Here is a 23,773-nt window from a genome sequence, read left to right as displayed (position 1 = left end):
TTAGTATAGTCCTTTATTTTAAAATTTGCAAGTATAAACTTTTTGTCGTCGTTTAGTCTTCGAAAATTTTATGTTAAAATATAGGAATGGAAAACAAAAAAAATACGAATATTATCTTTGGAGGATTATTAGTCCTCATCGTTGTTATCGTTGGTGGTCTTCTTTACTTTGCGAACAGTTCTGACAGCAAGACCGATGCAAAAAATGATTTGCAAAGTGTTGAACTCCCTCAGTTGTCGAATGAAGTGGGCAAGGATGAAGCTGAAGTTCAAATTCAAACAACAGCTGGGAACATCAATATTAAGCTCTTCCCTAAACTGGCACCAATGGCTGTCGAAAACTTCTTGACTTTGGCCAAGCAAGGTTACTATAAAAACAATGAATTCTTCCGTGTGATTAATGATTTCATGATTCAAACGGGTGACCCAAGTAATAAAGGAACCGGAAGCAAATCAGTAGTAAATAACAACAAACCATTTGCGACTGAGATTTCTAATCAGCTTTATCATATTCGCGGTGCAGTTTCTTTAGCAAACAGTGGTCCTGGCGAGACAAGCAGTTCGCAATTCTTTATTGTCCAAAATCCACAAGCAGCTGAGCAAGGTTTAAGTACAAGCAAATATCCTCAAAAGATTATCGATGCTTATAAAAAAGGTGGCTCACCTTTCCTTGATGGACAATATACGGTCTTTGGACAAGTGATTTCAGGCATGGATGTTGTTGATAAAATTGCTGCAGGCAAAGTGGAAGCTAACCCAAATAATCCACAAGAAGAATCATCTCCTGTAAATCCAGAAAAAATTACCGGCGTTAAAATTATCAAAGGTTGGGACTTTAAAAAATAAAAAAATCTTCTGTGTAGGCAGAAGATTTTTTAGCGCTAGTCCCAACTTCATCTGCCTTGCTATCCTCTGATGTTGATGATATAATGAAAATAAGTAAAAAGGCTTGCGCAAACAAGCCCTTTGTAGCCGTATGAAGAACGGTAGCCAAATTTTGATAGATAACTGTCGTTACTCAGCTAAAGTTGGACAGTTATTTTTTATTGTTGCTATTATTCAATGTCAACACCAGCATTGCAAAAGCAAGCATGAGTGACAAAGCTTCATAAACCGACAAAAAATGTCGCCTTTCTGTATTTTGAGGTTATAGCCTACAAAACGTCATAAGCATCACCTCCCAGTTAGGCTACCGTCCTTTAACTTCTACTCCGTTATTATAACATGTCCAAACTCAAAATGAATCTAAAAGAAAAAGCTGTGTCCCTACAAGATTCAGCTTTATTTTATTGTTTTTTTAGGAAAAATGGCTTTATAGCATACTTTTGAGCTCGTAATTGTTGTGTGGCCAATAATGGCACATAGCTTTTACTCACGCATCAATTTTTGCATATCTTCAGGCATTTCTAATTCAATATCAATCAATTCGTCTGTAAAGGGATGGACAAATTGTAAATGATGACAGTGGAGCGCTTGGCGATCAATAAGGTCATGATTACCTCCATAAAGTTCGTCGCCAACAAGAATATGCCCTAGATGTGAAAAATGAACACGAATCTGGTGTGTACGTCCGGTATGTAAAACGACATCTAACTGCATCAAGCCATTTTTCTTTGCAACAACTTCATAACTTGTTCTGGCTTCCTTCCCTTCAGGATGCACACGCCGCTCAATGATTGAAGTCTCCACTCGACCGATAGGTAAATTAATTTCACCTGTTTTGGGTAAGTTCTCGTCTGCATGGATAATGGCATAATAGCGTTTGGTCACACTGTCCTTATATTTAGGATGCACGATGAGCGAGTGAGCCAAGCTATGTTTAGCAAAGATCATCAAGCCACTCGTATCACGGTCCAAGCGTGTAATGATATGTACCGTTTGGTCCTCATATTTCTTTCGTACGATATAACCCTTTACAATATTAGACATAGCTCCTGTCGGATGTAAACGTCCAGTAATCGAAGTCCGTCCTGCAGGTTTATTCACAATCAAATAATGATCATCTTCAAAGACGACTTCTGGGTCAATATCTTCAGGAATCAATAAATCGGTACCTTGCTCGATAGGTGTGATTATCGTAACAACATCATCGACTTGTAAAGGAAAGAGAACATTACGCTCCATGCCATTCACTAAAATTTCACCACCGTCAAATTTGATATGTGAAAGGAAGCGTTTGGAAACGCCATGACGTTTAAGTAAGGCCTTTACCGTACTCCCATCAATTGTATTTGTAAATGAAAATTCCACTGTTTAACTTCTCCTTTTAAGTCTGATCTTGACATTGAGTACCTTACTGCTGAAGTGTTCTCCAACTCTATGGCTGAATTTTCTCCATCTAAAAACTCCAACATATGTCGGAGTTTGCCTAGAACAGAACTTTATTATAACATATTTGCTCGCTCTGTAAATATAATTAGGTCAAGAAACACTCTACACACAAATGAAAAGTGTGAGCAGCGCTATTCGACTTCACCGATAAACGCATTTTTCACGCGTTCCCAAAAGCTTGTATGGGCACAATTTGCAAAAGCGATAGTTTTACCATCCATGCTGTACTCGATGGCTTCAATTTTTTCGTAGTTGAAGGTCAGCTGGTCAACAGTAACACTGTAATCCTCAACATCTTCTGGACAGATAATGATACTGTCTTTCTTAGCAACAACCATTGGTGCCCCTAATGTCCGATAAACAATATTATTAAGACTAGCTATTTCGGCCATCTGCATAGCTTCCACACGTGGGTGTAAAACAGCACCACCGATAGATTTATTATAAGCTGTTGAACCTGTTGGTGTGGATACAGATAAGCCATCGCCTCGAAATTTTTCAAAGAGAAAATCCGAAATCCTGATATCCGCAACTAAAGTCTTAGACGTTCGGCGAATCGTTGATTCGTTCAGTGCGTAGTGCAGCATTTCTGAACCATCTTGAAATTTCACACGTATCCGTAATAGGGGATAATGAACAGCATGCTCAGCAGTTTCAGACTCTAGGGCAAGCGCCACCTTATCAAGATCTGTATTCATAAAGTCGGTATAAAAGCCCAGATGTCCCGTATGAACACCGACAAAGCGAATTTTATCCAGCTTGTCCTCATAGAGGTGCATAGCTTTGAGGAGCGTGCCATCTCCCCCGACTGAAATAACAATTTCTGGGTTTTCCTTTTCAAACCTGAAATTTTTGGACTGCAAAAGCGCTGTTAATTCTAACAGCGTCTTTTGTGATTTTTCACTTGAATTCCCTACCAACCAGATCTTTTTACCAGAGCTCATTGTCTTCTCCGTTTTCTTTCTTGTAGTCCAGTCTTGCTTGCGGGTCATCGAAAAGCAATTGGGCTTCTTGAATATCTTCGCGAATCGCACCCATTTCTTTATCCAACTGCGCAGCCATATGCGCCGCAGCAGTCAAGCGTTCTCGAACTTCCTCGGGGATTACACCACCATATTTGTAACTTAAAGAATGTTCGATTGTTGCCCAAAAATTCATCGCCAAGGTCCGGATTTGAATTTCGGCAAGCACAACTTGGGCACCCTCAATCATATCAATCGGATACTCAATAACCACGTGATATGAACGATAACCGCTTGCTTTTTGGTTATGAATATAATCCCGCTCTTCGATAATTTTTAAGTCTTTACGTTTTCGTAAAAGCTCTAACACATCCCAGACGTCATCAACAAACTGCACCATGACACGAACACCAGCAATATCTTCCATTTCTCGGATTGTTTCTTGGGTGTAGCCTCGCATGGCTGCCTTCTTCCGAATCGAATCACGTCGCTTCACGCGCCCCGTGACAAACTCAATCGGTGAGTAAAGTTTTTTCTTTAAAAATTGCTTACGCACACCACGAAGTTTGATTTTTAGTTCCCCAACCGTTTGGACATAAGGATCAAGAAATTCTTCCCAGTTAAATTCAGTTGTTGTACTTTCAGTCATATGCTTATCCAAATTGACACTCGGTCAATTCTCCTTTGTATTTTATTACAGGTCTTTCTCAATTATACCATATATCGCCCCCATTCACTAGACAGCTTGACTAATTTACGTCTACAAAAAAGAAGCAAAATGCTGTTTTAATAGCACTGTAGACCGTAAGAAAGGAGCTCCCTCTTCTTTTCTGGCTTTACTTAGATACAGCCTTTTGATATACTTTTAGATAATAGATCAATCATCATTTTAATAAGAAGGGAGGATGCCTCTCTTGGAGATCTTGTAAAGAGTAATCTAAACAGAGCATCTTTTTATACATAAAAATGTCAACAAATTTAGAAATTGAGCATAAGACGATGCTCTCTATGCCGGAGTATGACCGATTGAAAACACTTTTTTCACACGTCACTCCTGTCCGACAGACAAATCACTATCTTGATTCTCAAGATTTTACACTGCGTAAGAAAAAGTTAGCTCTGCGTATCCGTACCTTTGATCGTTCAGCAGAAATGACACTCAAGGTCCCTCAACAAGTGGGCAATATCGAACATAATATCGACCTTACACTTGAAGAAGCACAATATCTACTCGCACAAAAAAGTATCACTTGCGGTAAAACTGACCTGAGTGAAATTTGCGACATCTTAGTTGAGCGTGGAGTAGATTTGGAGAGTATTACTCTGATTGGGAGTTTAACTACGATCCGCTACGAACAACATCTCCCTATTGGGCTTGCTGCTCTAGATAAGAATGACTATCTGGGTCATACTGATTATGAGTTGGAGCTAGAAGTGACTGATAGTGAACAAGGTAAAAAAGATTTCCTTGCTTTCTTGAAGAAAAACCATATTGAATTTCGTTTTTCAAAATCAAAAGTTGTACGCTTCTTGGACTGTTTACGCCACCTGAAAAAACAATAAAAGTGCTGTTTCAGCACTTTTTTGCATATAATTTGGTCTCCTATATAAAATTTGGTACACTATACAACGTGGATACACAACTGATAAACAATAATATTAAAGATTTTAACAAGGAAAACAATAACTCTCATGTATGATATTCATCATTTTTTCACGCCTATTCTCAATCAATTTTCCGAATTTGATGCGCACAGCTGGTACCTCTATCCAATAGCTACACTTGCTGCAGCTAAAGAATTACGTGACAACAGTGAACTTCCCAAAAATATTGAAAATCTCAACGCGAGCTTTGACCGCCTCCAAAAAATTTCTTCCGATTTCTTGACGATAAATCTACACGGACGAAAGTATGGGCGAAAATTCATCTTAGCTTTACAGGAGAGACTGGACAACCTCAGCATACTAGATTATAACAATCAAATGCGCCATGAAATTCTCTGCGAAATAAAGCTCACAACCGCTGACTTTATTACTCATCGTCAGTTCGCTAAAAAACAAATGATTAAGAATGCTCAGGAATTTTATAAAAATGAGTTTACCCAAGTACCCTCTACTTTAATTTATACCGATACTGAATGTTTACACATCGAAAATTGCTCACAAGCCCTTATTCAAAATTATCTTCGTCACATTGAAAAAACTGCCTAAGGGCAGTTTTTTTGTAGACACAGCCTTAAAGGCTCTGTCTATAATGTCTTGTCTCCATTACAATTTACCTAAAGCAGCTTCCAGTTGTCCTTTGATCACTTCATTTGTCTCCGCAAAAGCTTCAGAGAAATTCTGGTTGAGATCTTTCAGATGACTTGGACGTACTCGTTTCACAAATTTAAGTGCTTTAAGTTTCTTGATTGTCTCGGAAACATCTTCTTCATTCACATAAAGCAAGCTATAATGCGCTTTGCGGCTTGTATAGCCAAGATCCCCATAGTGACTAAGTTGTCTGTTCCCTTTGTAAGAGTTGCAATAGACAAAAAGCGCAATTCTCCCTTGCATTTCAAGCGGACGAACTGTCTTATCTTCCGATTTCTTTGTCAATATTTCTTTATCAATGATGGCGTCCATGACGGCTTCCTCCTTTCAAAGGTAAATTTTCATCTACAAAAATGTGTTCTGAAATTGCTGAACTGATGTCTTTTGTTAGCTCGGATAACAGCTCCTGCAAATCATTTTCAGCTACGCGAAGCTGATAAACCTTCTCATTGAGCAGGATTTCTTTTCGGAGCTGAGCCAGTTCTGGCCTAAAAGCGATATACTCCTGATTGTCCGTAAGAAGTCGGAGCTTAGATTGTAAGTCTTCATCTTCCTCAAAATCCTTTTTTAAAGCACGATAAGTAGCGACTTCGGGTAATTCCAAAAAATCTTTAACCACTTCATCGATTAAATCATCAATTTCAAACAACTGTTCATTTATGATTAACATAACCTTATTATACCAGAAAACCAACTTTACCGCTTTTTCTCAACCCTCTTCAGTAAACTTTCTCTGTTTTTTCATTTATCATAAATGACATTTTTTATAAGTCTGTTCTAAACATGTAGCACATCATCTTGCCAAATTAATTCAAAAAAGATATAATTAACTGATAATGTCTATAATTGTACATAAAATTACAGAAAGGTTTTTATGAATAATGAAAACAATCAGACCCAGAGAGGTCTGAAAAATCGTCACATCCAGCTTATTGCAATAGCAGGAACTATCGGAACAGGTCTTTTCTTAGGGGCAGGTCAATCTATCAGTATGACCGGGCCTTCCATTCTTTTGATTTATATCATTATTGGTGCCTTAATGTTCATCTTGCTCCGTGCAATCGGTGAAATGCTCTATATGGATCCTGAGCAACACTCTTTCCTTAACTTCGTCAGTCACTATCTAGGCAACAAGGCCGGATATTTTATTCAATGGTCTTATTGGCTTGTTGTTATCTTTATGGCTATGGCTGAGTTAACCGCTGTCGGGGTCTACATCCAGTTCTGGTTACCAAGTGTTCCTGTCTGGCTTACCGAAACCGTTATCCTCTTGGCCTTAACTGCTTTAAACACACTCAACGCTAAATTCTTCGGTGAAACAGAGTTTTGGTTTGGGATGATAAAGATCGTTGCTATCGTTGGTTTGATTGTTACTGCCATCATCATGGCCTTCAGTGGCTTTCAAGCAGATGGTACAACAGTTAGCCTTAGCAATGTGACGAAGGACTTCTCCTTCTTCCCTAATGGCATTACAAACTTCATCGGAAGCTTCCAAATGGTAATGTTTGCCTTTGTTGCGATGGAATTTATCGGAATGACCGCTGCTGAAACCTTGGATCCACGTCCAACACTTAAAAAAGCAATTAATCAAATTCCGATTCGTATTTTAATCTTCTATATCGGAGCACTCACTGCGATTATGTCTATCTATCATTGGACAGATATTCCTGCAGATCAGTCTCCATTCGTTATGGTCTTTGACCTTATTGGTTTCAAGTGGGCAGCAGCAGTGATTAACTTTGTCGTCTTGACTTCTGCAGCTTCAGCGCTTAATTCAGCACTTTTCTCAACTACACGTAATCTTTTCTCTCTTTCAAAATTACACGGAGACAAAGCATTACAGCCCTTCACAAAACTTTCGAAAAATGGTATCCCAACAAATGCCCTTTTCTTCACAGCAGCACTAATCTTCTTAGCCCCATTTATCTCACTTATTCCTGGTGTGTCTAACGGCTTTGTCTTTATCACAAGTGTTGCGACTAATCTCTTCTTGATTGTTTATATCATGACCTTGATTGCTTATACAAAATATAGAAAATCAAGTGAGTATCTCGAAGACGGCTTTAAGGTTCCAATGCCGAACGTATTAGTTCCAGTGACTATCGTCGCATTTGGCTTAATCTTTATTTCCCTCTTCTTCTTCAAAGATACACGTATACCAGCGATTGGTTCAGCAATCTGGATTGTCGTCTTCGGGATTATTTCTTATCTCCGTAAAGAGAAAACAGTTGACTTATAAATAAAAAAACTTCTGAATACAGAAGTTTTTTTATTTATTCTAATTCAAGCTCGATTTCTTCCACTCCAGCAGCTTCAACCTTTACTTTTTCATCTGCTTTTGCTGGTTTAGCATCTTCTTTTTCATTTTCTTCATCACTTTCAATCAAACCGTGATTTTGACGTACTTTACGGTCGATTTCATTGAAAATTTCAGGATTATCTTTAAGGAAGGCTTTCGCTTTCTCCGCACCTTGACCGATCTTTTCGTCATTATAAGAGAACCAAGCACCTGCTTTCTTCACAATGCCTTCTTCAACGGCAATTGTTAAGAGTTCACCTGTTTTAGAAATACCTTCACCAAACATGATATCTACTAAAGCAACTTTAAATGGTGGCGCAACTTTGTTTTTAACAACTTTAATCTTCGTCAACTTACCAATGGCTGTTTTGTTGTCACCAGAGCCTTCTTCGATTTTTGTGCTACCACGAACGTCTAAACGTACAGAAGCATAGAATTTCAAAGCACGACCACCAGGCGTTGTTTCTGGGCTACCAAACATAACACCGACTTTTTCACGCAATTGGTTGATAAAGATCGCTGTTGTTTTTGTTTTGTTGATGCCTGCAGCAAGCTTACGCATGGCTTGACTCATCATACGTGCTTGCAAACCAACTGTCGAATCTCCGATTTCACCGTCAATTTCGGCACGTGGTGTCAAAGCAGCAACAGAGTCGACAACAACAAGGTCCACTGCACCAGATTCAATCAATTTCTCAGCAATTTGCAAGCCTTGCTCACCATAGTCAGGTTGTGACAAAAGAAGTTGGTCAATGTCGACACCAATCGCTGCAGCATAGACGGGATCCAAAGCGTGCTCCGCATCGATAAAGGCAGCAATACCACCTTCAGCTTGCACTTGAGCAACCGCATGTAGCGCAACCGTAGTCTTACCAGAACTTTCTGGACCGTAGATTTCGATGATACGACCTTTAGGATAACCACCGGCACCAAGTGCAATATCCAAAGCCAAACTTCCTGAGCTTGTGACTTGAACTTTTTGACTTGCTGCTTCACCCAAACGCATCAAAGAACCTTTACCAAAATCCTTTTCGATGAGATCAAGCGCATCTTTTAAGGCTTTTTCACGTTCTGCACCATATTTTTTTGTGATATCTTCTAATTTTTTCTTTTTCTTTGTAGCCATTATTTTCTCCGTTAATCTCTTGCTCTTTATATTATAGCATTTTTAATTTTGTTTGAAACTGATTGCACCGCATATTTTAGTACGTAAAAGATTGAAGTTTTCACTCTACTTTTGACAATATGGGCAAAAATGTGAACCGCGTCCTGCGACCTTTATCTTTTCAATCACTGCTTGCTGGCAATGTGGACAAAGCTGTCCTTGCTTGCCATAAACCATAAGTAACTCCTGCATACTTCCTTCTTTACCCATCGCATTTTTATACGTCCGAATGCTGGATCCCCCACGTTCAACTGCCGTTTGGAGGACTTCAATCGTATAATCGTGAATGCGGTGAATTTGAACATCGCTCAAGGCTGAAGCCAGCATTTCAGGATGCACTTGTGAGCGCCAAAGTACCTCATCAACATAGATGTTTCCTAGCCCAGCAACTAAAGTCTGGTCTAAAAGATAAGGTTTTATCTTCTTTTTCGATTTCTTTAGTTTTTCAGCAAAAATCTTCTCATCAAAGGTTTCAAAGCTTGGCTCTGGGCCAATCTTTTTCGAAAGGACATAACGTTCAACATCCTGACTTTTCAATAATTCCCAGGTGCCAAACTTGCGGACATCAGCATAAACAAGTGTCGCATCTGAAAACTTGACAAAGAGATGATCGTGCTTTTGCTTGACAAACTCCAGCGGTTCTACCCGGTATTTCCCCTCCATACGTAAATGGGAAATCAAGGTCCACTGACCAAAATCAAAAAGCAAGTACTTGCCACGGCGCTGGATATCTTTGATGACTTGACCTTCAAGTTCTTTTTTTAACTCCTCGAATCCTGTTAAAACCATTCGTGGATATGAACTTTCAATCTCCAATATTTTTTTATTTCTCACCAGCTTTTCCAAGCCTCGGCGTACATTTTCGACTTCTGGTAACTCTGGCATCTGTTTGCAGCATCCTATCCTAATTATTGGGTCTAATCAATGGAGAGTACAGCACACTCATGCAAAAGCCGGAGCTCTTCCCACCTATCAAATATTGAACCTATCAATATTATAGTCTATTTCTTTATTAAAATCAATAGATTATATTGGTTTTTTCGATATAATAAAAAAGCAGCTCAAACGAGCCAACTTTTACATATAATCTTCTTTCTTGTAACCAAAGTCGGATAAATCCATCTTACGGTCGCGCCAGTCATTTTTAATCTTGACCCATGTTTCAAGATAAACTTTATCACCCAGCATCAACTCAATATCACGGCGGGCCAATTTCCCAATCTTACGAATCATATCGCCGCCTTTACCGAGGATTATTCCTTTTTGGCTCTTACGTTCGACAATGATTGTTGCCATAATATGAATTTTCCCTGTTTCTTCATCACGTTTCATCGAATCTGTCGTTACAGCAATACTGTGCGGTACTTCTTCACGTGTCAAAAGAAGAATTTTTTCACGAATCATTTCGCTAACCAAGAAGCGTTCCGGATGATCGGTCACCATGTCTTCTGGGAAATACTGAGGACCTTCTTCAAGCTTGCTACTCAATGTTTCCAGCAAACGCTCCGTGTTATTACCTTGAAGTGCCGAAATTGGCACAACTTCTGCAAAGTCCATTTGCGAAGTATAGTCTGAAACAGTTTCAAAAAGGGCATCTGGATGAACTTTATCAATCTTGTTGACCACCAAAATAACAGGAACATCTGCTGTTTTCAGACGTTCAATAATCATGTTTTCACCCGTTGAGCGCGGCTCGTCAGCAGCAACCATGAAAAGGACCATATCACACTCACGAAGCGTAGAATAGGCAGACTGCACCATAAAATCGCCCAAAGCATTATGCGGTTTATGGATACCCGGTGTATCGATAAAGATAATTTGTTCCTTATCTGTCGTATAAATTCCTTGAATTTTATTCCGTGTTGTTTGCGGCTTGTCGCTCATAATCGCTATCTTTTGGCCCATCACATGATTTAGAAATGTTGATTTTCCAACATTGGGACGGCCTAAAATGGCTACAAATCCTGATTTAAAAGTATTATTTGTCATAGTGCTATTCTACCATATTTTAGCCTTATATTCTCCCTCTTCTATACTTTCTTGAGGGAAAAGAGAAAATTTTCAGTGCCTTGATATTAAGTATAGCTAATGCTATAATAAAAATAAGAAAAGGACTTGCACTAACAAGTCCCATGTAGCCGTTTTAAGAACGGTAGCTAAGATAATTATTTACAAATAATCGTCGTACTCGCTAAAGTTGGACGGTTATTTTTTGTTTATGTGTGTAAGTAGCGCAAGAATGAACATTGCAAAGAGCAACATTAAGGAAAGCGCCTGATACACTGACAAATTTTGACCTCCTTTCCGTTAGAATTTAGTGCCATTTTCATAGGCATCCACTCCTTTCGTAAAGAAAGCTACCGTCTTTTTACTTCTACCCTATCATTCTAGCATAGAGAAATCTTAAATCTAAGTTGTCTGCTTTAGCTATGGGCAGATATGCCCATCTAGTCCTTTAATGTTTTAAACTTGTTTTCAACTATCTTGATATAAAGGACAGCTCATGCTATAATAAAAATAAGAAAAGGAGCTTGCTACTAACAAGCTCCAATGAGACCGTTTAAGACGGTTGGCATTAGTTAGTCAAAAAATAGACCGAACTCTCCAAAAGTTAGCGGTCTATTTTTTTGTATTCTTTATTATCTCGATGATGAGATGGAGCAGCATTAGGATGAAGCCCGCAAAGGCGAGCATCAAGCTTAAGCTGTCGGAAAAACTCAAAAAATCTAGCCTTTCTAGTTTGATAGGGAATTGCCCTGTATCATCGGCATCACCCCTCTTTCTAAACTAAGCCAACCGCATAAAACTCTCTCAGCTTCATTATAGCATAGACATTACGCCTTAAAAAGAGCGCTTCTCCTTTTCACTTGTGCTTCTATTCCCCTCGGTAAGCCCTGCAAAGCCTGTCTCCACGGAATTTTACTGCTCTAAAAGCTTGGCAGTCAGTAAGCCATATTTGGCACACCATTAAAAAACGGATCAAGTCCTCACTTGGTCCATTTTTTATTTTTAGCTGTTGCTCCTCTTATAGAGTTGGTAAGCAACCCGTAGGAAGATAAGTCCTAGGAGTACCGCACCAACTGCCAGCGTATCGCCAACATCTGGCAAACGCTCAGTGGTCGGTGGTTTGTCTGCTGGAGGCGCTTGGCTTGGCGGTTGCTTCATTCCCACATAAGTGTTGCGAATGGTAAAACCCTTCCGTGCATCGCCGCTTATCTTTGTCTCATAGCCATTGACAGCCAGCTCTTTAACCTGATAGACAATCTCCTTGCCGTCTGCATCAAAGCGTGGCACATCTTGGAAAATCGCCTGCCAGTCGTTCGCTTGACTGAGCTGTTTCCGGCTGACTTCCTCCTGACCTGCAAAGAGCTGAACAATGATGGACTGCGGTTGCAAGTTAGGAGGAAGTTCCTTATGTTCCCAAACTTTTTTCACAGGAATATCCAAACTTTCGCCCAGCAAGGCGCGCTTGTCAAAATGGTTGGTAAAGACCGGCCGTAAGCTCTCAACCCCTTGTCCGTTTTTGCTCAGCCATTGCTTACCTAAGCTCAGCTTGCCATCTAGAGCTTGCTCCACTTGTACATGCCAGGTATACTCTGCATTGTCATAGGTCCAGCCTAAAGTATTTCCACGTTTTTCATGTACCGTAAACTCAAAAGTTCCCGCTCGGTCCAAAGAAACCTGAGGAAAAGAAACGCGCCCGCTATTGGTGATATGCACCGTCTGCCCACCCGGATTCATGACAAAGCTGAAGCGTTCGTCCTGTGGTGCAGGATCGCCTATCAGGCGTTTTTCAATCTCTAACTGCGCCTTAACTGGCGGTATCCATGTGTTATGCAGATCGATAGACCCCGCCTTAGTTTTGGTTTGCCAGCCAGAAATCGGCACTTCGCGAATACGATAGTCTATCTCCTCGCCCGCCTCGTCAAACTTGGACAAATTTTCGAAGCGGTAAGTCCAGTCCGGACCGGTCACATCGGTCTGACGGACGACCATATCATCTTGCAGGAGCTGTACTGTGATTTGCTCAGGCACTTGCACACTGTCAGGTTTTTCCCAAGTCTTTTGTCCTGAAAGGGAAATGTTTGAGCGGAGATAGCGGTTGGTCTGGCGGACATAGATATTACGATTGCGATGTTCATCCTCCACGCTTCCTGTGCCATACTCAATGCTCTGCTGGCTGAAGCCCGCATCAAAGCTGTCATGCTCGACCACTCGCCAACGGTCGCCCAGCTCCAGCTCGATAGGTACAGAACTCTCACCACTGCGCAGGCGAATCTCCCGGTCTTTCACATCATTGATATAGAGGTCAAACACAAACTCGTGACCTGCGTCATAACCCACACCTTCGACAAGCTTTTCCAAAATCAACTTGGCGCGCTCGGTCGGGGTACGGTAGTTGGGGAAACGCACGACATGCAAGTCGTTATTATCAGCAGGAACTTCGTCAGAGTCATCAGAATCATCCGCATCATCATTAGTTTCCATCTCGACAGTCTTTTCCGTCTTATGCACCTTGTCGACTTGCTCTTCCTTGGTCACATTGACCGTGTGCCCCTTGATTTCTTGTAGGGCTTCGATATAAGGGTCGGTGGAAATTTCGCGCAACCTGTAGGTCAAGCCCGGTGGCAAATCCTGAAAGAGGGCTTTCTGACCGTGGCGTAGGCGGATAATATCGCCTGAGACGAAGTCGATTAAGTCCCCTTCTTTATCGCCTTCAATAATCCTGTACTGGAAAGTCTGCCCTTCATGAGGTTCAAGTATCACCTCAAACTCAAAGTATTCTTTGAGATCGGCAGGATCATCCGAGTAGAGGAACTTGGTAAAAGCAAGTGCTGTAAAGCTTGGCAACTGACCCTCAGGCTGATAGATATTGCGGAAGAGATGGCGGTTGCTCGCGGTATCTGCCACTATCTCTCCAGAGACATACTCTGTCTCAGAGACAAAGTCTTCCCTGCCTAACTCGCTGACCCTATAGGAAGTACCGATGGGTAAGTCATGGATAGTGAGAATCTCGCCATGACGGAGCTTTATCGTGTCGCCATGCGCAAGCTTGCCTTCACGAATGTCGTCGTCATTCTCCGGATCATCGTCGATTTGGTAGCGGTTTGTGGTGTAGCGAAAGCTAGCATCTTCTGGCACATCAGGAAGTTGGACGGTAAATTCAAACTCAAGTAGCTTTTGTTCTTCGGTCACCTCAGAGCCGTCAAAGTTTATCACTTCTTTCTTAATATCAAGCGTGCGTGTCTTACCAAAGTTGGTAAAAGCTACGACAGACGGTGCTTCATGGTTGATATTACCCGAGGTATTATGGGCTTGCCCATGCTGAAACCCAACTTCCTCAACCTCGTAGTACAGTCCGACAGGTAGAGCGGTAAAGACAGCTCGCTGACCGTGGCGGAGCTTCAAGGTCTCGCCTGAAGCCAGCGGATGTTCCTCGCCCTCGCCATTGATCTGGTAGCTGTACGTGCCCCCATCAGAGAAGGTCACGCGAAATTCAAACTTTTGCGCGCCTTGCAGCTCGGAAAGCTCGCGCCCGTCGTCGTTTTCCAGTGTCTTTTCGATGATGAGGTCGCCTGAGAGCCGGCGGTTGTAGGCGGTAACGACCGTAGAGCCGTTGGGTGTGCTGGGCTCAACCGTGAAGTCGTAGCGCTTTACCTCCTGTCCTTGCTGGTCCTTATCGGGTGCAAAGCCATAAGGCAGACGGACTTCACGGAAGAAGTACCGCCCCGGTGGCAAGGCAACACTTATCCGCCCGTCCGCATCGGTGGTCCAGAGCGCTTCGTCCTCTAGTACGACTTGCTCATAAACTTCGGGGTCTTGCTGAGTGATTTCATAGAGGGCAAAGTCGGCGCCGGGGACAGGGATGTTGGTTGTGTTTCCTGCTGTATCTCGCTCCAGCTTGAGTAGCTGGACGGTACGCTTGGCGGTCTGTACCTGTCCGTCATTGATGGCGCTTTGTCTATCGCTGCTCCAAGCCCAGGTTCCTGTTATCCCTGTGGCAAATAATAACAAACAAAGTAGCGAAAAGAGGACAGGGCGTTTAGCTACCAGTCCGCGAAAAATCTGCTGGAATTTACTCAAAACCTGTCCTCCTTTCTTTAGTGAAGTTTTAGTTCAAAATGCCTTCTGAAATATTATCTTTATGTTTTTTAGAAATTCCATCCCTCAAGCTCAAGTTCTTCTGCCACACGTTCCCAGACTAAATGTCCTCTTTCATCGTTAGTTGAATCAATTAACTCAACTACATTGCTTTCAGTAGTTCCTGCAAATCCTCCCATCACATGAAGCGTGTAATTCCAGTCACCGCTGATACCATAAAGCCCTGTACGGGGATTCTCATCACCTTGTGGGAGCTTCGCATCGACATAGAAGCTAGTCGCTTGACCAGGCTCTAAGATATTTGCCCAGTAAGCCCAACCTGTAGTTTCATCAACAACCCAGTAGTTTCCTATCGCTGAGAAATCCGGAAATTCTACTGAATCATTTCTCATATGCTGCCATTGAGCAAAAGTGATGACATTATGGTCTTGATTAAGCACTTGACGAGTTGGGTGCTCCTCTGGAGAGTCTGTACCACCAGGGGGGAGTCGGTCATCAAGCGCATTAGATACTTGATTGGCTTGCCAATAGCCAGCTGTACCCGCTCCTGGATGCGTAACTCCTCCTCCTGCAACATCATGGGCTGTCCCTGCTGCGGCAGATTCGTCGTTATCAGTGAGGTTAAACGTCGGCATAAACCATGGACGATTCGCGCCATGCGCTGGATTTCCTAAGGCCAGACGGTAATAGGTATCTAGAGGATGAGATTGTCCGGCTTCTACAGGGACACGATATCCACTTAGATTTTCTGCATCATCTATCTGAGGGATATAAGCTGGCCACTCTTCAGGATTACTTGTAGGGTCAACGCCGGGTACGACCGAGATGTCGTTCTTGGTCATCAACTCGGTCAACTTCACCCGGACAAAGATAGGCTGTGTCCCAAAGTTTTCAGCAAATACGTCTTTGTTGCCTGAAGCATCATCAAAATAGTCATGAACACGTCCACCGTGCTCTGGACGGTTGGTGTCTTCCGTGATATTGAGGACACGCTGTCCGAAGTTGGTAAAGGCGAAAGTTCCACCGATCAAGGCAAGCGCCGCAGCAAGGCCACCAATCTTGAGGAGTTTTTTGGTTCTATCTTTCATAAAATCATAATTCCTTTTCTTTTTTTATTTTTTGAGTGTTGAAACTTTATAGAGACGGTATTTTTCCGTGTGATAGTATCCTCCTTTAGTTGTCTTTTTCTTTAGTTGATGATTTTGTCGAGGAGTGTTTGCGCTGAGGGCGAAACTCCTGTCCAGTCGCCCACATCCTCGGATGTTGCCAAGTCGGACTCGGCATAAATCCCGTAGTAGGTGTCTTTGGTGTCAAAGTCCACCTCTAGAGCATCCAGTAGAAGACTGGTCGCTGTGCGCTGGGGCAACCATGTCGCCCAGTAAAGCCAACCGTTATCATCATGCACCCAGAAGTTGCCAGTCGGCTTACCTGTGCTCTGCCATTCCTGCAGGGTCATGTAGCCGCCATAGTCGGACTGGACCGTTGCCTGTGCCATGTGGATCACATCAGGTATCACCACCTCTACTTCTGCTGCCTTGTCCCAAGTGCGTAAGTCGGACGTATGCTTTTGTCCCTTGGTCCACTGGTCGTGCGTGCCGGGCATCGGTATCCCTAAGTCAGTGTTGAATCCTCCTGTCTGCCCTTCACGCCCGTCTCCTGTGGTATTGGACTCGGTACTGTGATTGTTTTGGTTAAAGGTCGGCATGAAGATTTTCGGACGACTATTGTCATCGCCCAGATAGAGCGTGACAAAGTCCGCCATCGTAGAGTTGCTCGCGCGCTCAGGTTTAACAACCGCCCAAGAGTTGTGATCAGTAAGCTGGGCTTGCTCCAAACCTGCACCTTCCAGTGGCCTCGCTTGATTGCCTGTCAGCTCGCCCGCGCCCTGTCCACGCTCCATGTACTCGCTCAGACGCACTCGAGCCAAGATTTTTCTTGAGGAGAAGTTCTCCACATAGATATCTTTGTTTACTCTACCTGACCCATTGGTCAGATGACCAAAACCCTCAAAGTCATCATGCAAGCGTGCACCGGGCGGTGCTTGATGAGAAGTTATACCCAGCACACGTTGTCCGAAGTTGGTAAAGGCAAAGGTGCCACTCACGCTAAGACTTAATGTTGTCAGAAGAAGGACGAAAATGATATGCCTTTTCTTGTAATGCCACAGAAAGCGCAAGCTTTTTGGGGAGGCTTTGACAGCTAGAGTGTACTTTTGCAAAGCCCATTTCTCAAAAAACTTCGTGCGCTGTTTCATATGTCCGCACCTCGCTTTCTGTCACATCATGCGCTTGCCGTCCACCTTTTTTCTTTTTCAACTTCCGCTGTTTCAATGCCAAAAGGATATAGTTGATAATCTCATGGAGCAACAAGGTAGCAATTAACATGACGATAACTGAAACAATCAGATTGTTTCGGATAAAGTGAATGGCGCGCCCCAGCGGATAGCTGGAAAAGATAACCTGCCCGATGATGTTGCTGGCATGGACCATATCGGCATCTTCACGCTGGTTGTCCGTCCCCTTAGTCGTGAAACCTCGCTCACGGGTCCGCAGATGATTTTCCTCGATGCCTGTGATACGGTGGGTCACCACTCGATCGGACTCGGTGATAAAGGTAATATCATCACCGATATCCAGTGTATTAGCATCCACCTGTCGAGTCAGGAGGAAGGTATTTCGTGGATAAACGCTGCGCATAGAGTTAGACAATACAGTCATGGGCGAAAAACCACCTATATTGATGGGCTTACTGGCTTCATCCTGCAAGATTAAGCGTGATTCGACAAAGACCAAAAGCACGATGATGATAAGGTAGAAAAAAGCATTGCTCACAAGGCTAGCGCCTTTTGATTTGGGCTTTGCTGGCTGGTTACTGCCATAATCCTCAAAAGCCAGCTGTGGACTGTGCCGATGATAAAACTCCGAGCGCGCCGCCGGCGATACCGTCATCTGACTGACGACCAGTGTCGGATAACGCCTTGCCTCTTGAGGAAAGGCGGTATAACAATGGTAAGGCTTTTGGGGATCAGTATGTAGCACATCCTTTCCCACAGCTACAGCTGTAGGTGGTTGCTCCTTAACTATGTCGTTGCTGTCGGGCACAACTGCCGGACTTTTGTTGCGCAAGATTTCTGATGGGGCTGATTCTGATGGGGCTGATTCTGATGGGGCTGATTCTGATGGGGCTGATTCTGATGGGGCTGATTCTGATGGGGCTGATTCTGATGGGGCTGATTCTGATGGGGCTGATTCTGATGGGGCTGATTCTGATGGGGCTGATTCTGATGGGGCATCCTTCAGCCGTGCTTCGCTGGCTGAGAGGATGAGTTCCACTTCATCGAGAAGGTCTTGGATGTCCGGTGAAAATTCAAGAGCATCCAAGGTAAACTTGCCGCCACCACTCAGATCCCAATTTTTCAGAGTATCGAGCGGGTTGGGTGTCTTGTCCATTCCTTTCCTCCTTTCTATCCAAAGTATGATTTCTCACTTCATATAAATTTTGAGTTACAGATATATATATAACATTTCTAATATTTATATAGTTACATTTCAGTTACATAACAATTATATAAAATTAATATTGAAAATAAAAAAGATATGTGAGGATTATGAAAAAAAAAAAAAAAAAAAATGAGAGCCTTTGTTGGCTCTCATAAATTTGCGTTTTTGTTTTTGGATACTTCCCTATGAGTTGGGAATATTCTCTCTGCCACAGTTGTAGCTACTCTTATTGACTTTATTTACGCGTTTTGATATACTAAAATAAAAGCTGAGAGCTATTGCCGTAGCTCCCAGCGTAAGTCTTGGAACTCTTGTCTTTAACGTCTCCTGCGAGACGTTTTTTTAATTCTATCAGCTATTGATGAGTCAATTTTGAAACGACCCCAAGCCCTAAGAACTATCGATATCGCAAGAGCAACATAGATAACAAGCATCCCATGCTTTCCTTTCCCTCATAGTGTTAACCTCCCATGTCTTGGATTGTGTGAAGGGCACGCTATTTGTTCCAGTTAAACAGACTTACAAGACAAGCGAGGGATCAATCTCACTTGGCTATGACATTATTATAACATTGTCATGACATATCCTCAAATACTGCTTTACTTTTCCTTTTTTCATATTCGTTCTAAAAAAAAAACGCTCAAGACAGCTATTCAAATGCCGTTTTGAGCGTTTTTTCTATTTATTTATCGCCGCGATTACGCATTACGAAGCCAGCTTGTTTTTCGCTACCTTGTGTTTTTGGTTTACGGTCTTTTTTGTAGTAGTCCCGTTTTTTATCGTCACGATCACGCCAGTTGCGTTTCTTGTCGTCGCGGTCACGGTCGCCGCCTTTGCCACGGTAACCGCCCTTGCCATCACGATCGCCACCACGGCCACCGCGGTTGTTGTTACGATCACGTCCATAACGGCCGCCACCTTTGTTGCTGCCTTTACCTTTGCCCTTGAAGCCTTTGCCTTCACCATTAAATGGCAATGGGCGTTCTGCTGTTATTTGGACTTCTGGCATTGTGTCAGGGTCTTTCACACGGCTTTGGATAAGCATAGCAACCAATTCTTTGACATCGTATTCTGCCATGAGTTGTTCTGCATCAGCATCAAATTTTGTCAACTTGCCTTTAAGGCTACCGTCTTGGAGGTCACGTTTGATTTCATCCATGGCAACAGAAAGACTGGCTTGATAAGCATCTTCTTTTGTTGGTGGACGCATGCCCTTCATTTCTTTCTTGGTCAATTTTTCAATGGCACGGAGATAACCCATTTCATTGTAACTAACAAAGGTTACAGAACGACCTGACTTACCGGCACGACCTGTACGACCGATACGGTGAACATAGCTTTCTTGGTCTTGGGTAATGTCGTAGTTGTAAACGTGGGTTACACCTGAGATGTCAAGTCCACGGGCTGCAACGTCAGTAGCAACCAAGATATCCAAGTGGCCACCTTTGAAATCGCGTAAAACGCGTAAACGTTTGTTTTGGTCCAAGTCACCGTGAATACCTTCAGCACGATAACCACGTAATTTCAAACCACGTGTGATTTCATCCACACGACGTTTTGTACGTCCAAAGACAATAGCGAGTTCTGGACGTTCAACATCAAGCAAACGTGTCAAGACATCAAATTTTTCAAATTCTTTTGTCTTGATAAAGTATTGATCGATACGGTCAGCAGTCATTTCTTTAGCCGCAACTTTGATATGCTCTGGATTCTTCATGAATTTGACACCGATTTTTTTGATGTCATTTGGCATAGTTGCTGAGAAGAGCAATGTTTGACGTTCTGCTGGTGTTTTGCCGATGATGAATTCGATATCCTCAAGGAAGCCCATGTTAAGCATTTCATCTGCTTCATCAAGAATCAATGTTTCAAGATGTGAGAGGTCAAGCGCTTTACGTTTGAGCAAGTCAACCATACGTCCCGGTGTACCCACAACGATATGAGCACCTGAGCGCAAAGCTTTGATTTGTTTTTCGATGCTTGAACCACCAAAAACAGTGCGGACTTTAAGCCCTTTAGATTTACCAAAGCGGAAAAGTTCTTCTTGTCCTTGAACTGCAAGTTCACGTGTTGGGGCGATTACAAGAGCTTGAATCGCTTTATTTTCTGGATTAATTTTTTCGATTGTTGGAAGGCCAAAAGCAGCTGTTTTACCAGTACCTGTTTGAGCTTGTCCAAGAACGTCACGTCCTGAGAGCGCGAGTTGAATCGTTTGCTCTTGGATTGGCGTTGGTTGCTCATAACCGATAGCTGTAAGCGTCTCGACAATGCCTTCTGAAAGGCCGAGTTCGTTGAATTTCAATTGTTTCACCTATAATTTTCTAAATTTGCCACTGGCAAATATGACGACCAAGCTCGAAAGCTCAGTTACAGGCGAAAAAATCTTTGTCTTAACTCGCCTGAATATATAACTTGACTATTATATCATACTTTTAAAGATGTAAATGCTTACCTTTTTTATTTTTTTAAAATTTTTTTTAGCATCAAAAGAGCCAATAAAAAAGCACTCCTTGAAGCGCTTTTTATTTTTCCAATTTGAAGAAAGGAGAATCTTCTTTCAAATAATGTTTACCAGAGGTTAAGTCATATTGTACCAACTTCAAATCTTCCATACGTTTGCTTTGCTCTTCTGTCAAGGTTACTGTTGAAGATAGAGGCGAGTTATAAGCTGCCGGAACTTCCCACATCACATCTGACAAGAGAGCATAGTAAGGTGAAACTTTGGAGCCTGTTGCTTCAAATAAAGCTGGCGTAAAGGTTGCTGAACTTAAGTCCACTTGTTTATTGGTAGTGTTTCCTTTGTTGGTCCAGATGAAGTAATCTGTCTTATAAGCATTTAGTGGATCCTCTTTGAAGCCAGCATAGTCAGAAGGAAAGACATTTGACAAATGGTCGCCATAGAAAACCAGAGTAATTTTTTTATCAATCTTCTCAAGTTCTGTCAAGAATTCTTTGGTTGCCTTATCTGTATCCGAAATCTTACGAACATAATTCTCCAGAAGTTTATTTTGAGCTTCAGAATAACCTTCACCTGAAGCAGTGATAGTAGAGGAACCAGAATAGCTCGTATATGGCATATGATTTTGCATGGTCAAAACACTAAAGAATTGTGATTTAGAGGGATCAATTTTCTCTAAAACATCTCTATAAGTTTGAGCATCTGAAACCTTGCCATCGAGTGTTTCTTGGTTAGTTAATAAATCAGCTTTGTCTGTGCCCGAGAGCGCATAGAAATGATCGAAACCAAGTTTACTATAGATTGAATTACAATTATAATTGGTTGCATTTTCTGGATGAAGCGCAATCTTATTTGGGAAGTAATTCGAAATAGAAGGAATAAAGGGAATACTTGGTAAAACATCAGAATTTATAATAGAAACTTGGCTTGAGTAATTAACCATCGGCAAGCCATCTAAGGTTTGAGCCTCCATATTTGCTGTTCCTCCGCCATACCCGTTAGAATACATGAGACCGCCTGTAGCACTCTCTTTGATGTTATCAATATTTTGCAGAGGGTTTTCCGATAAGGTAATCCCTTGGATACGGTTAGGGTTCGATAGGGACTCACTCAAAATATAAATGACAGTTTGCTCTTGAATATCGTGCATACGTTTGGTATTGATTTCTTCAGCGCGTTTACTGTATTTGTCTTCAATTTCTTTGATTTTTTCTTTACTGTATCCGGCAGGCTCCTCCATTGCTTCACCATAGATTTGTCTCAACCAAACATAAGCCAAAGATTTTGTCCTTGCGGTATTAGGCGAACCTTTCCACAGTACATCCCCGTTGGCAACATTGATGTAGCGTGTAAGCAATGGAGTATTTATTTGTTCAGCTGGTTTTGTAAAAGTTTTGAAGTTTTGATAGATTGGAAGATAAACCAAAATAACAGCTCCAAGTACCAGTCCGCGTACTTTCCAAGTCATTAATTTTCCTGTAAAGAACTTTCTGCTCAAAAAGACAACGGCTAATATAAGAACAATTAGCACTCCCATCGCTATCATAATCAACTTCCCATCCACAAAGGACAGGAGTGTCTGAGGGTTAGAAAGCCAAGACAGTTCTGAAACATAGATTGGTTCTTGACGCTCAGAGAACTTAATCATATTGGCAAAACTAAAAAGTGCCCCTGCGACAATGACAAGCGCTGTCGCTGCTACATAACGGTTGATAAGCAGATAGACAAGCATAAAAATCAGACTCAAAACGATAATTTGGAACATTGTTGCTCCTGCAACCACAGTCCCGTGTAAGGGCACACTACTCTCCGACTTGATTGCACTCTGGATAAGAAAGTTAAAAATAATCGCCCAAAATAAGCTACTCGTGAAAGCCAAGGCAAAATTGTTTTTATTTGTGAAGAAGGCACTCGTCCCTTTAAAAATCAAATAACTTACGATAAAGATAACAAGAAAAACGAAGATGTAGTCGCCAAACAATCTCATGAAATCGTACCGAGCTAAAATTCTCTCTGAAGAATATAAAAGCTGATAAACACCACGAGAATTACGAGCACCAAAACTTGTATTCCAGATTAATCGACGTACCAGATAATCACTGAAGGCTAAGCTCGTAAGGAGGGAAACAAAAACATCCTCCCGCTTCAGGGTTGGTACCCAACTGAAAAGCTTCCGAGGTTTTTTAGATTCAGGAATTTTAATGATTAAAAGAATTCCTACTATAAAGATAAGAATCAATGGTATATAGCGCTCTACCAGCAGGTTCAAATTTAAAGAAATATAGGTCCAAGTAAAGTCAACATTGTTAATATTCTCCGTCAAAATCATGAAGAGATGAAAAATAAAATATGCAATGAAAATGATCGGAATAAGGTAGAGACTATTCCGTTTTACTACTTTTCTATTTCTTAAGTGGGTAAACCAAAGGGACCTATTTTTAAGCAGTGTCAAGAATAAATAGATAAGCCCAAATCCGCCCAGCACATAATAAACCTTTATGGCAATATTTACCGGCTGTGCAAGAGTCACTTGTTCTGGAATAATTTTAGTAATGCTTAAACTGGAAAGCATAAAAAATAAGGCTATCAACCCTGTTATTTTTAAAAAATTGTTTTTCATTTCATTTCCTTTTCGATTATATAT

General features: G+C 41.9%; 21 protein-coding genes. 4 read left to right on the top strand and 17 right to left on the bottom strand.

Annotated elements, in window-relative coordinates:
• The first annotated feature begins 86 nt into the window (after nucleotides 1-86).
• Entirely contained in the window at nucleotides 87-845 is a 759-nt protein-coding gene (locus J0J33_RS03570) for a peptidylprolyl isomerase (RefSeq protein ID WP_019335964.1), read from the top strand.
• A gap of 190 nt (nucleotides 846-1,035) precedes the next feature.
• On the opposite strand, the gene J0J33_RS10760 is transcribed toward J0J33_RS03570, so the two are convergent.
• The 4 genes from J0J33_RS10760 to J0J33_RS03555 form a co-directional block, all read right to left on the bottom strand.
• Nucleotides 1,036-1,092 (bottom strand): hypothetical protein, encoded by a 57-nt coding sequence (locus tag J0J33_RS10760; RefSeq protein ID WP_231951197.1) that lies wholly within the window; start codon nucleotides 1,090-1,092, stop codon nucleotides 1,036-1,038.
• 275 nt (nucleotides 1,093-1,367) lie between these two features.
• Nucleotides 1,368-2,249 carry an RluA family pseudouridine synthase gene (locus J0J33_RS03565; protein WP_206921782.1) on the bottom strand — a complete coding sequence of 294 codons (882 nt, stop codon included), beginning with the start codon at nucleotides 2,247-2,249 and terminating at the stop codon, nucleotides 1,368-1,370.
• A gap of 212 nt (nucleotides 2,250-2,461) precedes the next feature.
• On the bottom strand, nucleotides 2,462-3,274 hold the full coding sequence (locus tag J0J33_RS03560) for an NAD kinase (RefSeq protein WP_029343532.1): 813 nt from the start codon (nucleotides 3,272-3,274) through the stop codon (nucleotides 2,462-2,464).
• Entirely contained in the window at nucleotides 3,261-3,941 is a 681-nt protein-coding gene (locus J0J33_RS03555) for a GTP pyrophosphokinase family protein (protein ID WP_019291383.1), read from the bottom strand. Before J0J33_RS03555 ends, J0J33_RS03560 begins: the two co-directional genes overlap by 14 nt.
• A gap of 317 nt (nucleotides 3,942-4,258) precedes the next feature.
• On the opposite strand from J0J33_RS03555, the gene J0J33_RS03550 reads away from it, so the two are divergent.
• Nucleotides 4,259-4,855 (top strand): CYTH domain-containing protein, encoded by a 597-nt coding sequence (locus J0J33_RS03550; protein ID WP_003133845.1) that lies wholly within the window; start codon nucleotides 4,259-4,261, stop codon nucleotides 4,853-4,855.
• Nucleotides 4,856-4,984: 129 nt separating this feature from the next.
• Nucleotides 4,985-5,503, top strand: coding sequence for a hypothetical protein (locus J0J33_RS03545; protein ID WP_019291385.1), 519 nt, complete (start codon nucleotides 4,985-4,987; stop codon nucleotides 5,501-5,503).
• Between the two features lie 57 nt (nucleotides 5,504-5,560).
• Here the strand turns inward: J0J33_RS03545 and J0J33_RS03540 are convergent, their stop codons facing one another.
• Together J0J33_RS03540 and J0J33_RS03535 are read right to left on the bottom strand one after the other, a co-directional pair.
• Complete coding sequence (locus tag J0J33_RS03540; RefSeq protein WP_019291386.1) at nucleotides 5,561-5,917, bottom strand: YlbG family protein; 357 nt, start codon at nucleotides 5,915-5,917, stop codon at nucleotides 5,561-5,563.
• Nucleotides 5,901-6,275: a YlbF family regulator gene (locus tag J0J33_RS03535; RefSeq protein WP_191672875.1), complete on the bottom strand. Its 375-nt coding sequence runs from the start codon at nucleotides 6,273-6,275 to the stop codon at nucleotides 5,901-5,903. Before J0J33_RS03535 ends, J0J33_RS03540 begins: the two co-directional genes overlap by 17 nt.
• Nucleotides 6,276-6,479: 204 nt before the next feature.
• Between J0J33_RS03535 and J0J33_RS03530 the strand changes: the two genes are divergently transcribed.
• Complete coding sequence (locus J0J33_RS03530) at nucleotides 6,480-7,844, top strand: amino acid permease (protein WP_019291388.1); 1,365 nt, start codon at nucleotides 6,480-6,482, stop codon at nucleotides 7,842-7,844.
• Nucleotides 7,845-7,878: 34 nt separating this feature from the next.
• On the opposite strand, the gene recA is transcribed toward J0J33_RS03530, so the two are convergent.
• The 11 genes from recA to J0J33_RS03480 form a co-directional block, all read right to left on the bottom strand.
• Nucleotides 7,879-9,030: a recombinase RecA gene (recA, locus tag J0J33_RS03525; RefSeq protein ID WP_019291389.1), complete on the bottom strand. Its 1,152-nt coding sequence runs from the start codon at nucleotides 9,028-9,030 to the stop codon at nucleotides 7,879-7,881.
• 105 nt (nucleotides 9,031-9,135) lie between these two features.
• The gene (mutM, locus tag J0J33_RS03520; RefSeq protein WP_206921781.1) at nucleotides 9,136-9,954 is read right to left on the bottom strand and encodes a DNA-formamidopyrimidine glycosylase; all 819 of its coding nucleotides are present in this window, start codon (nucleotides 9,952-9,954) and stop codon (nucleotides 9,136-9,138) included.
• Nucleotides 9,955-10,146: 192 nt separating this feature from the next.
• A complete protein-coding gene (gene era, locus J0J33_RS03515) occupies nucleotides 10,147-11,058 on the bottom strand; it encodes a GTPase Era (RefSeq protein WP_061413835.1) in 912 nt (303 codons plus the stop codon).
• 216 nt (nucleotides 11,059-11,274) lie between these two features.
• Nucleotides 11,275-11,331, bottom strand: a complete 57-nt coding sequence (locus tag J0J33_RS10755) for a putative holin-like toxin (protein WP_230315966.1) — start codon at nucleotides 11,329-11,331, stop codon at nucleotides 11,275-11,277.
• Nucleotides 11,332-11,688: 357 nt separating this feature from the next.
• A complete protein-coding gene (locus J0J33_RS10930; protein ID WP_370569340.1) occupies nucleotides 11,689-11,763 on the bottom strand; it encodes a putative holin-like toxin in 75 nt (24 codons plus the stop codon).
• A gap of 315 nt (nucleotides 11,764-12,078) precedes the next feature.
• Complete coding sequence (locus tag J0J33_RS03505; RefSeq protein WP_206921780.1) at nucleotides 12,079-15,153, bottom strand: Cna B-type domain-containing protein; 3,075 nt, start codon at nucleotides 15,151-15,153, stop codon at nucleotides 12,079-12,081.
• A 68-nt stretch (nucleotides 15,154-15,221) separates the two neighbouring features.
• Complete coding sequence (locus J0J33_RS03500) at nucleotides 15,222-16,259, bottom strand: hypothetical protein (RefSeq protein WP_206921779.1); 1,038 nt, start codon at nucleotides 16,257-16,259, stop codon at nucleotides 15,222-15,224.
• A gap of 101 nt (nucleotides 16,260-16,360) precedes the next feature.
• The gene (locus J0J33_RS03495; protein WP_206921778.1) at nucleotides 16,361-17,425 is read right to left on the bottom strand and encodes a hypothetical protein; all 1,065 of its coding nucleotides are present in this window, start codon (nucleotides 17,423-17,425) and stop codon (nucleotides 16,361-16,363) included.
• On the bottom strand, nucleotides 17,400-18,620 hold the full coding sequence (locus J0J33_RS03490) for a signal peptidase I (protein WP_206921777.1): 1,221 nt from the start codon (nucleotides 18,618-18,620) through the stop codon (nucleotides 17,400-17,402). Before J0J33_RS03490 ends, J0J33_RS03495 begins: the two co-directional genes overlap by 26 nt.
• A 733-nt stretch (nucleotides 18,621-19,353) precedes the next feature.
• Nucleotides 19,354-20,973 (bottom strand): DEAD/DEAH box helicase, encoded by a 1,620-nt coding sequence (locus J0J33_RS03485; RefSeq protein ID WP_206921776.1) that lies wholly within the window; start codon nucleotides 20,971-20,973, stop codon nucleotides 19,354-19,356.
• Nucleotides 20,974-21,193: 220 nt separating this feature from the next.
• On the bottom strand, nucleotides 21,194-23,749 hold the full coding sequence (locus J0J33_RS03480; RefSeq protein ID WP_206921775.1) for an alkaline phosphatase family protein: 2,556 nt from the start codon (nucleotides 23,747-23,749) through the stop codon (nucleotides 21,194-21,196).
• Nucleotides 23,750-23,773 lie beyond the last annotated feature (24 nt).

It is taken from the genome of Lactococcus sp. LG1267 (assembly GCF_017309545.1).
GTDB lineage: Bacteria > Bacillota > Bacilli > Lactobacillales > Streptococcaceae > Lactococcus > Lactococcus petauri.
The sequence above is the reverse complement of the archived record's forward strand: the minus strand, read 5'-3'. Positions and strand labels throughout refer to the sequence as shown.

What these genes read in the sequence shown, in the direction of transcription:
- J0J33_RS03495 (WP_206921778.1), bottom strand. Translation starts at nt 17,425, where the DNA reads ATGAAACAGCGCACGAAGTTTTTTGAGAAATGGGCTTTGCAAAAGTAC.
- J0J33_RS03490 (WP_206921777.1), bottom strand. Translation starts at nt 18,620, where the DNA reads ATGGACAAGACACCCAACCCGCTCGATACTCTGAAAAATTGGGATCTG.
- J0J33_RS03540 (WP_019291386.1), bottom strand. Translation starts at nt 5,917, where the DNA reads ATGGACGCCATCATTGATAAAGAAATATTGACAAAGAAATCGGAAGAT.
- J0J33_RS03530 (WP_019291388.1), top strand. Translation starts at nt 6,480, where the DNA reads ATGAATAATGAAAACAATCAGACCCAGAGAGGTCTGAAAAATCGTCAC.
- J0J33_RS03500 (WP_206921779.1), bottom strand. Translation starts at nt 16,259, where the DNA reads ATGAAAGATAGAACCAAAAAACTCCTCAAGATTGGTGGCCTTGCTGCG.
- J0J33_RS03570 (WP_019335964.1), top strand. Translation starts at nt 87, where the DNA reads ATGGAAAACAAAAAAAATACGAATATTATCTTTGGAGGATTATTAGTC.
- J0J33_RS03545 (WP_019291385.1), top strand. Translation starts at nt 4,985, where the DNA reads ATGTATGATATTCATCATTTTTTCACGCCTATTCTCAATCAATTTTCC.
- J0J33_RS03555 (WP_019291383.1), bottom strand. Translation starts at nt 3,941, where the DNA reads ATGACTGAAAGTACAACAACTGAATTTAACTGGGAAGAATTTCTTGAT.
- recA (WP_019291389.1), bottom strand. Translation starts at nt 9,030, where the DNA reads ATGGCTACAAAGAAAAAGAAAAAATTAGAAGATATCACAAAAAAATAT.
- J0J33_RS03535 (WP_191672875.1), bottom strand. Translation starts at nt 6,275, where the DNA reads ATGTTAATCATAAATGAACAGTTGTTTGAAATTGATGATTTAATCGAT.
- J0J33_RS03550 (WP_003133845.1), top strand. Translation starts at nt 4,259, where the DNA reads ATGTCAACAAATTTAGAAATTGAGCATAAGACGATGCTCTCTATGCCG.
- mutM (WP_206921781.1), bottom strand. Translation starts at nt 9,954, where the DNA reads ATGCCAGAGTTACCAGAAGTCGAAAATGTACGCCGAGGCTTGGAAAAG.
- J0J33_RS03480 (WP_206921775.1), bottom strand. Translation starts at nt 23,749, where the DNA reads ATGAAAAACAATTTTTTAAAAATAACAGGGTTGATAGCCTTATTTTTT.
- era (WP_061413835.1), bottom strand. Translation starts at nt 11,058, where the DNA reads ATGACAAATAATACTTTTAAATCAGGATTTGTAGCCATTTTAGGCCGT.
- J0J33_RS03560 (WP_029343532.1), bottom strand. Translation starts at nt 3,274, where the DNA reads ATGAGCTCTGGTAAAAAGATCTGGTTGGTAGGGAATTCAAGTGAAAAA.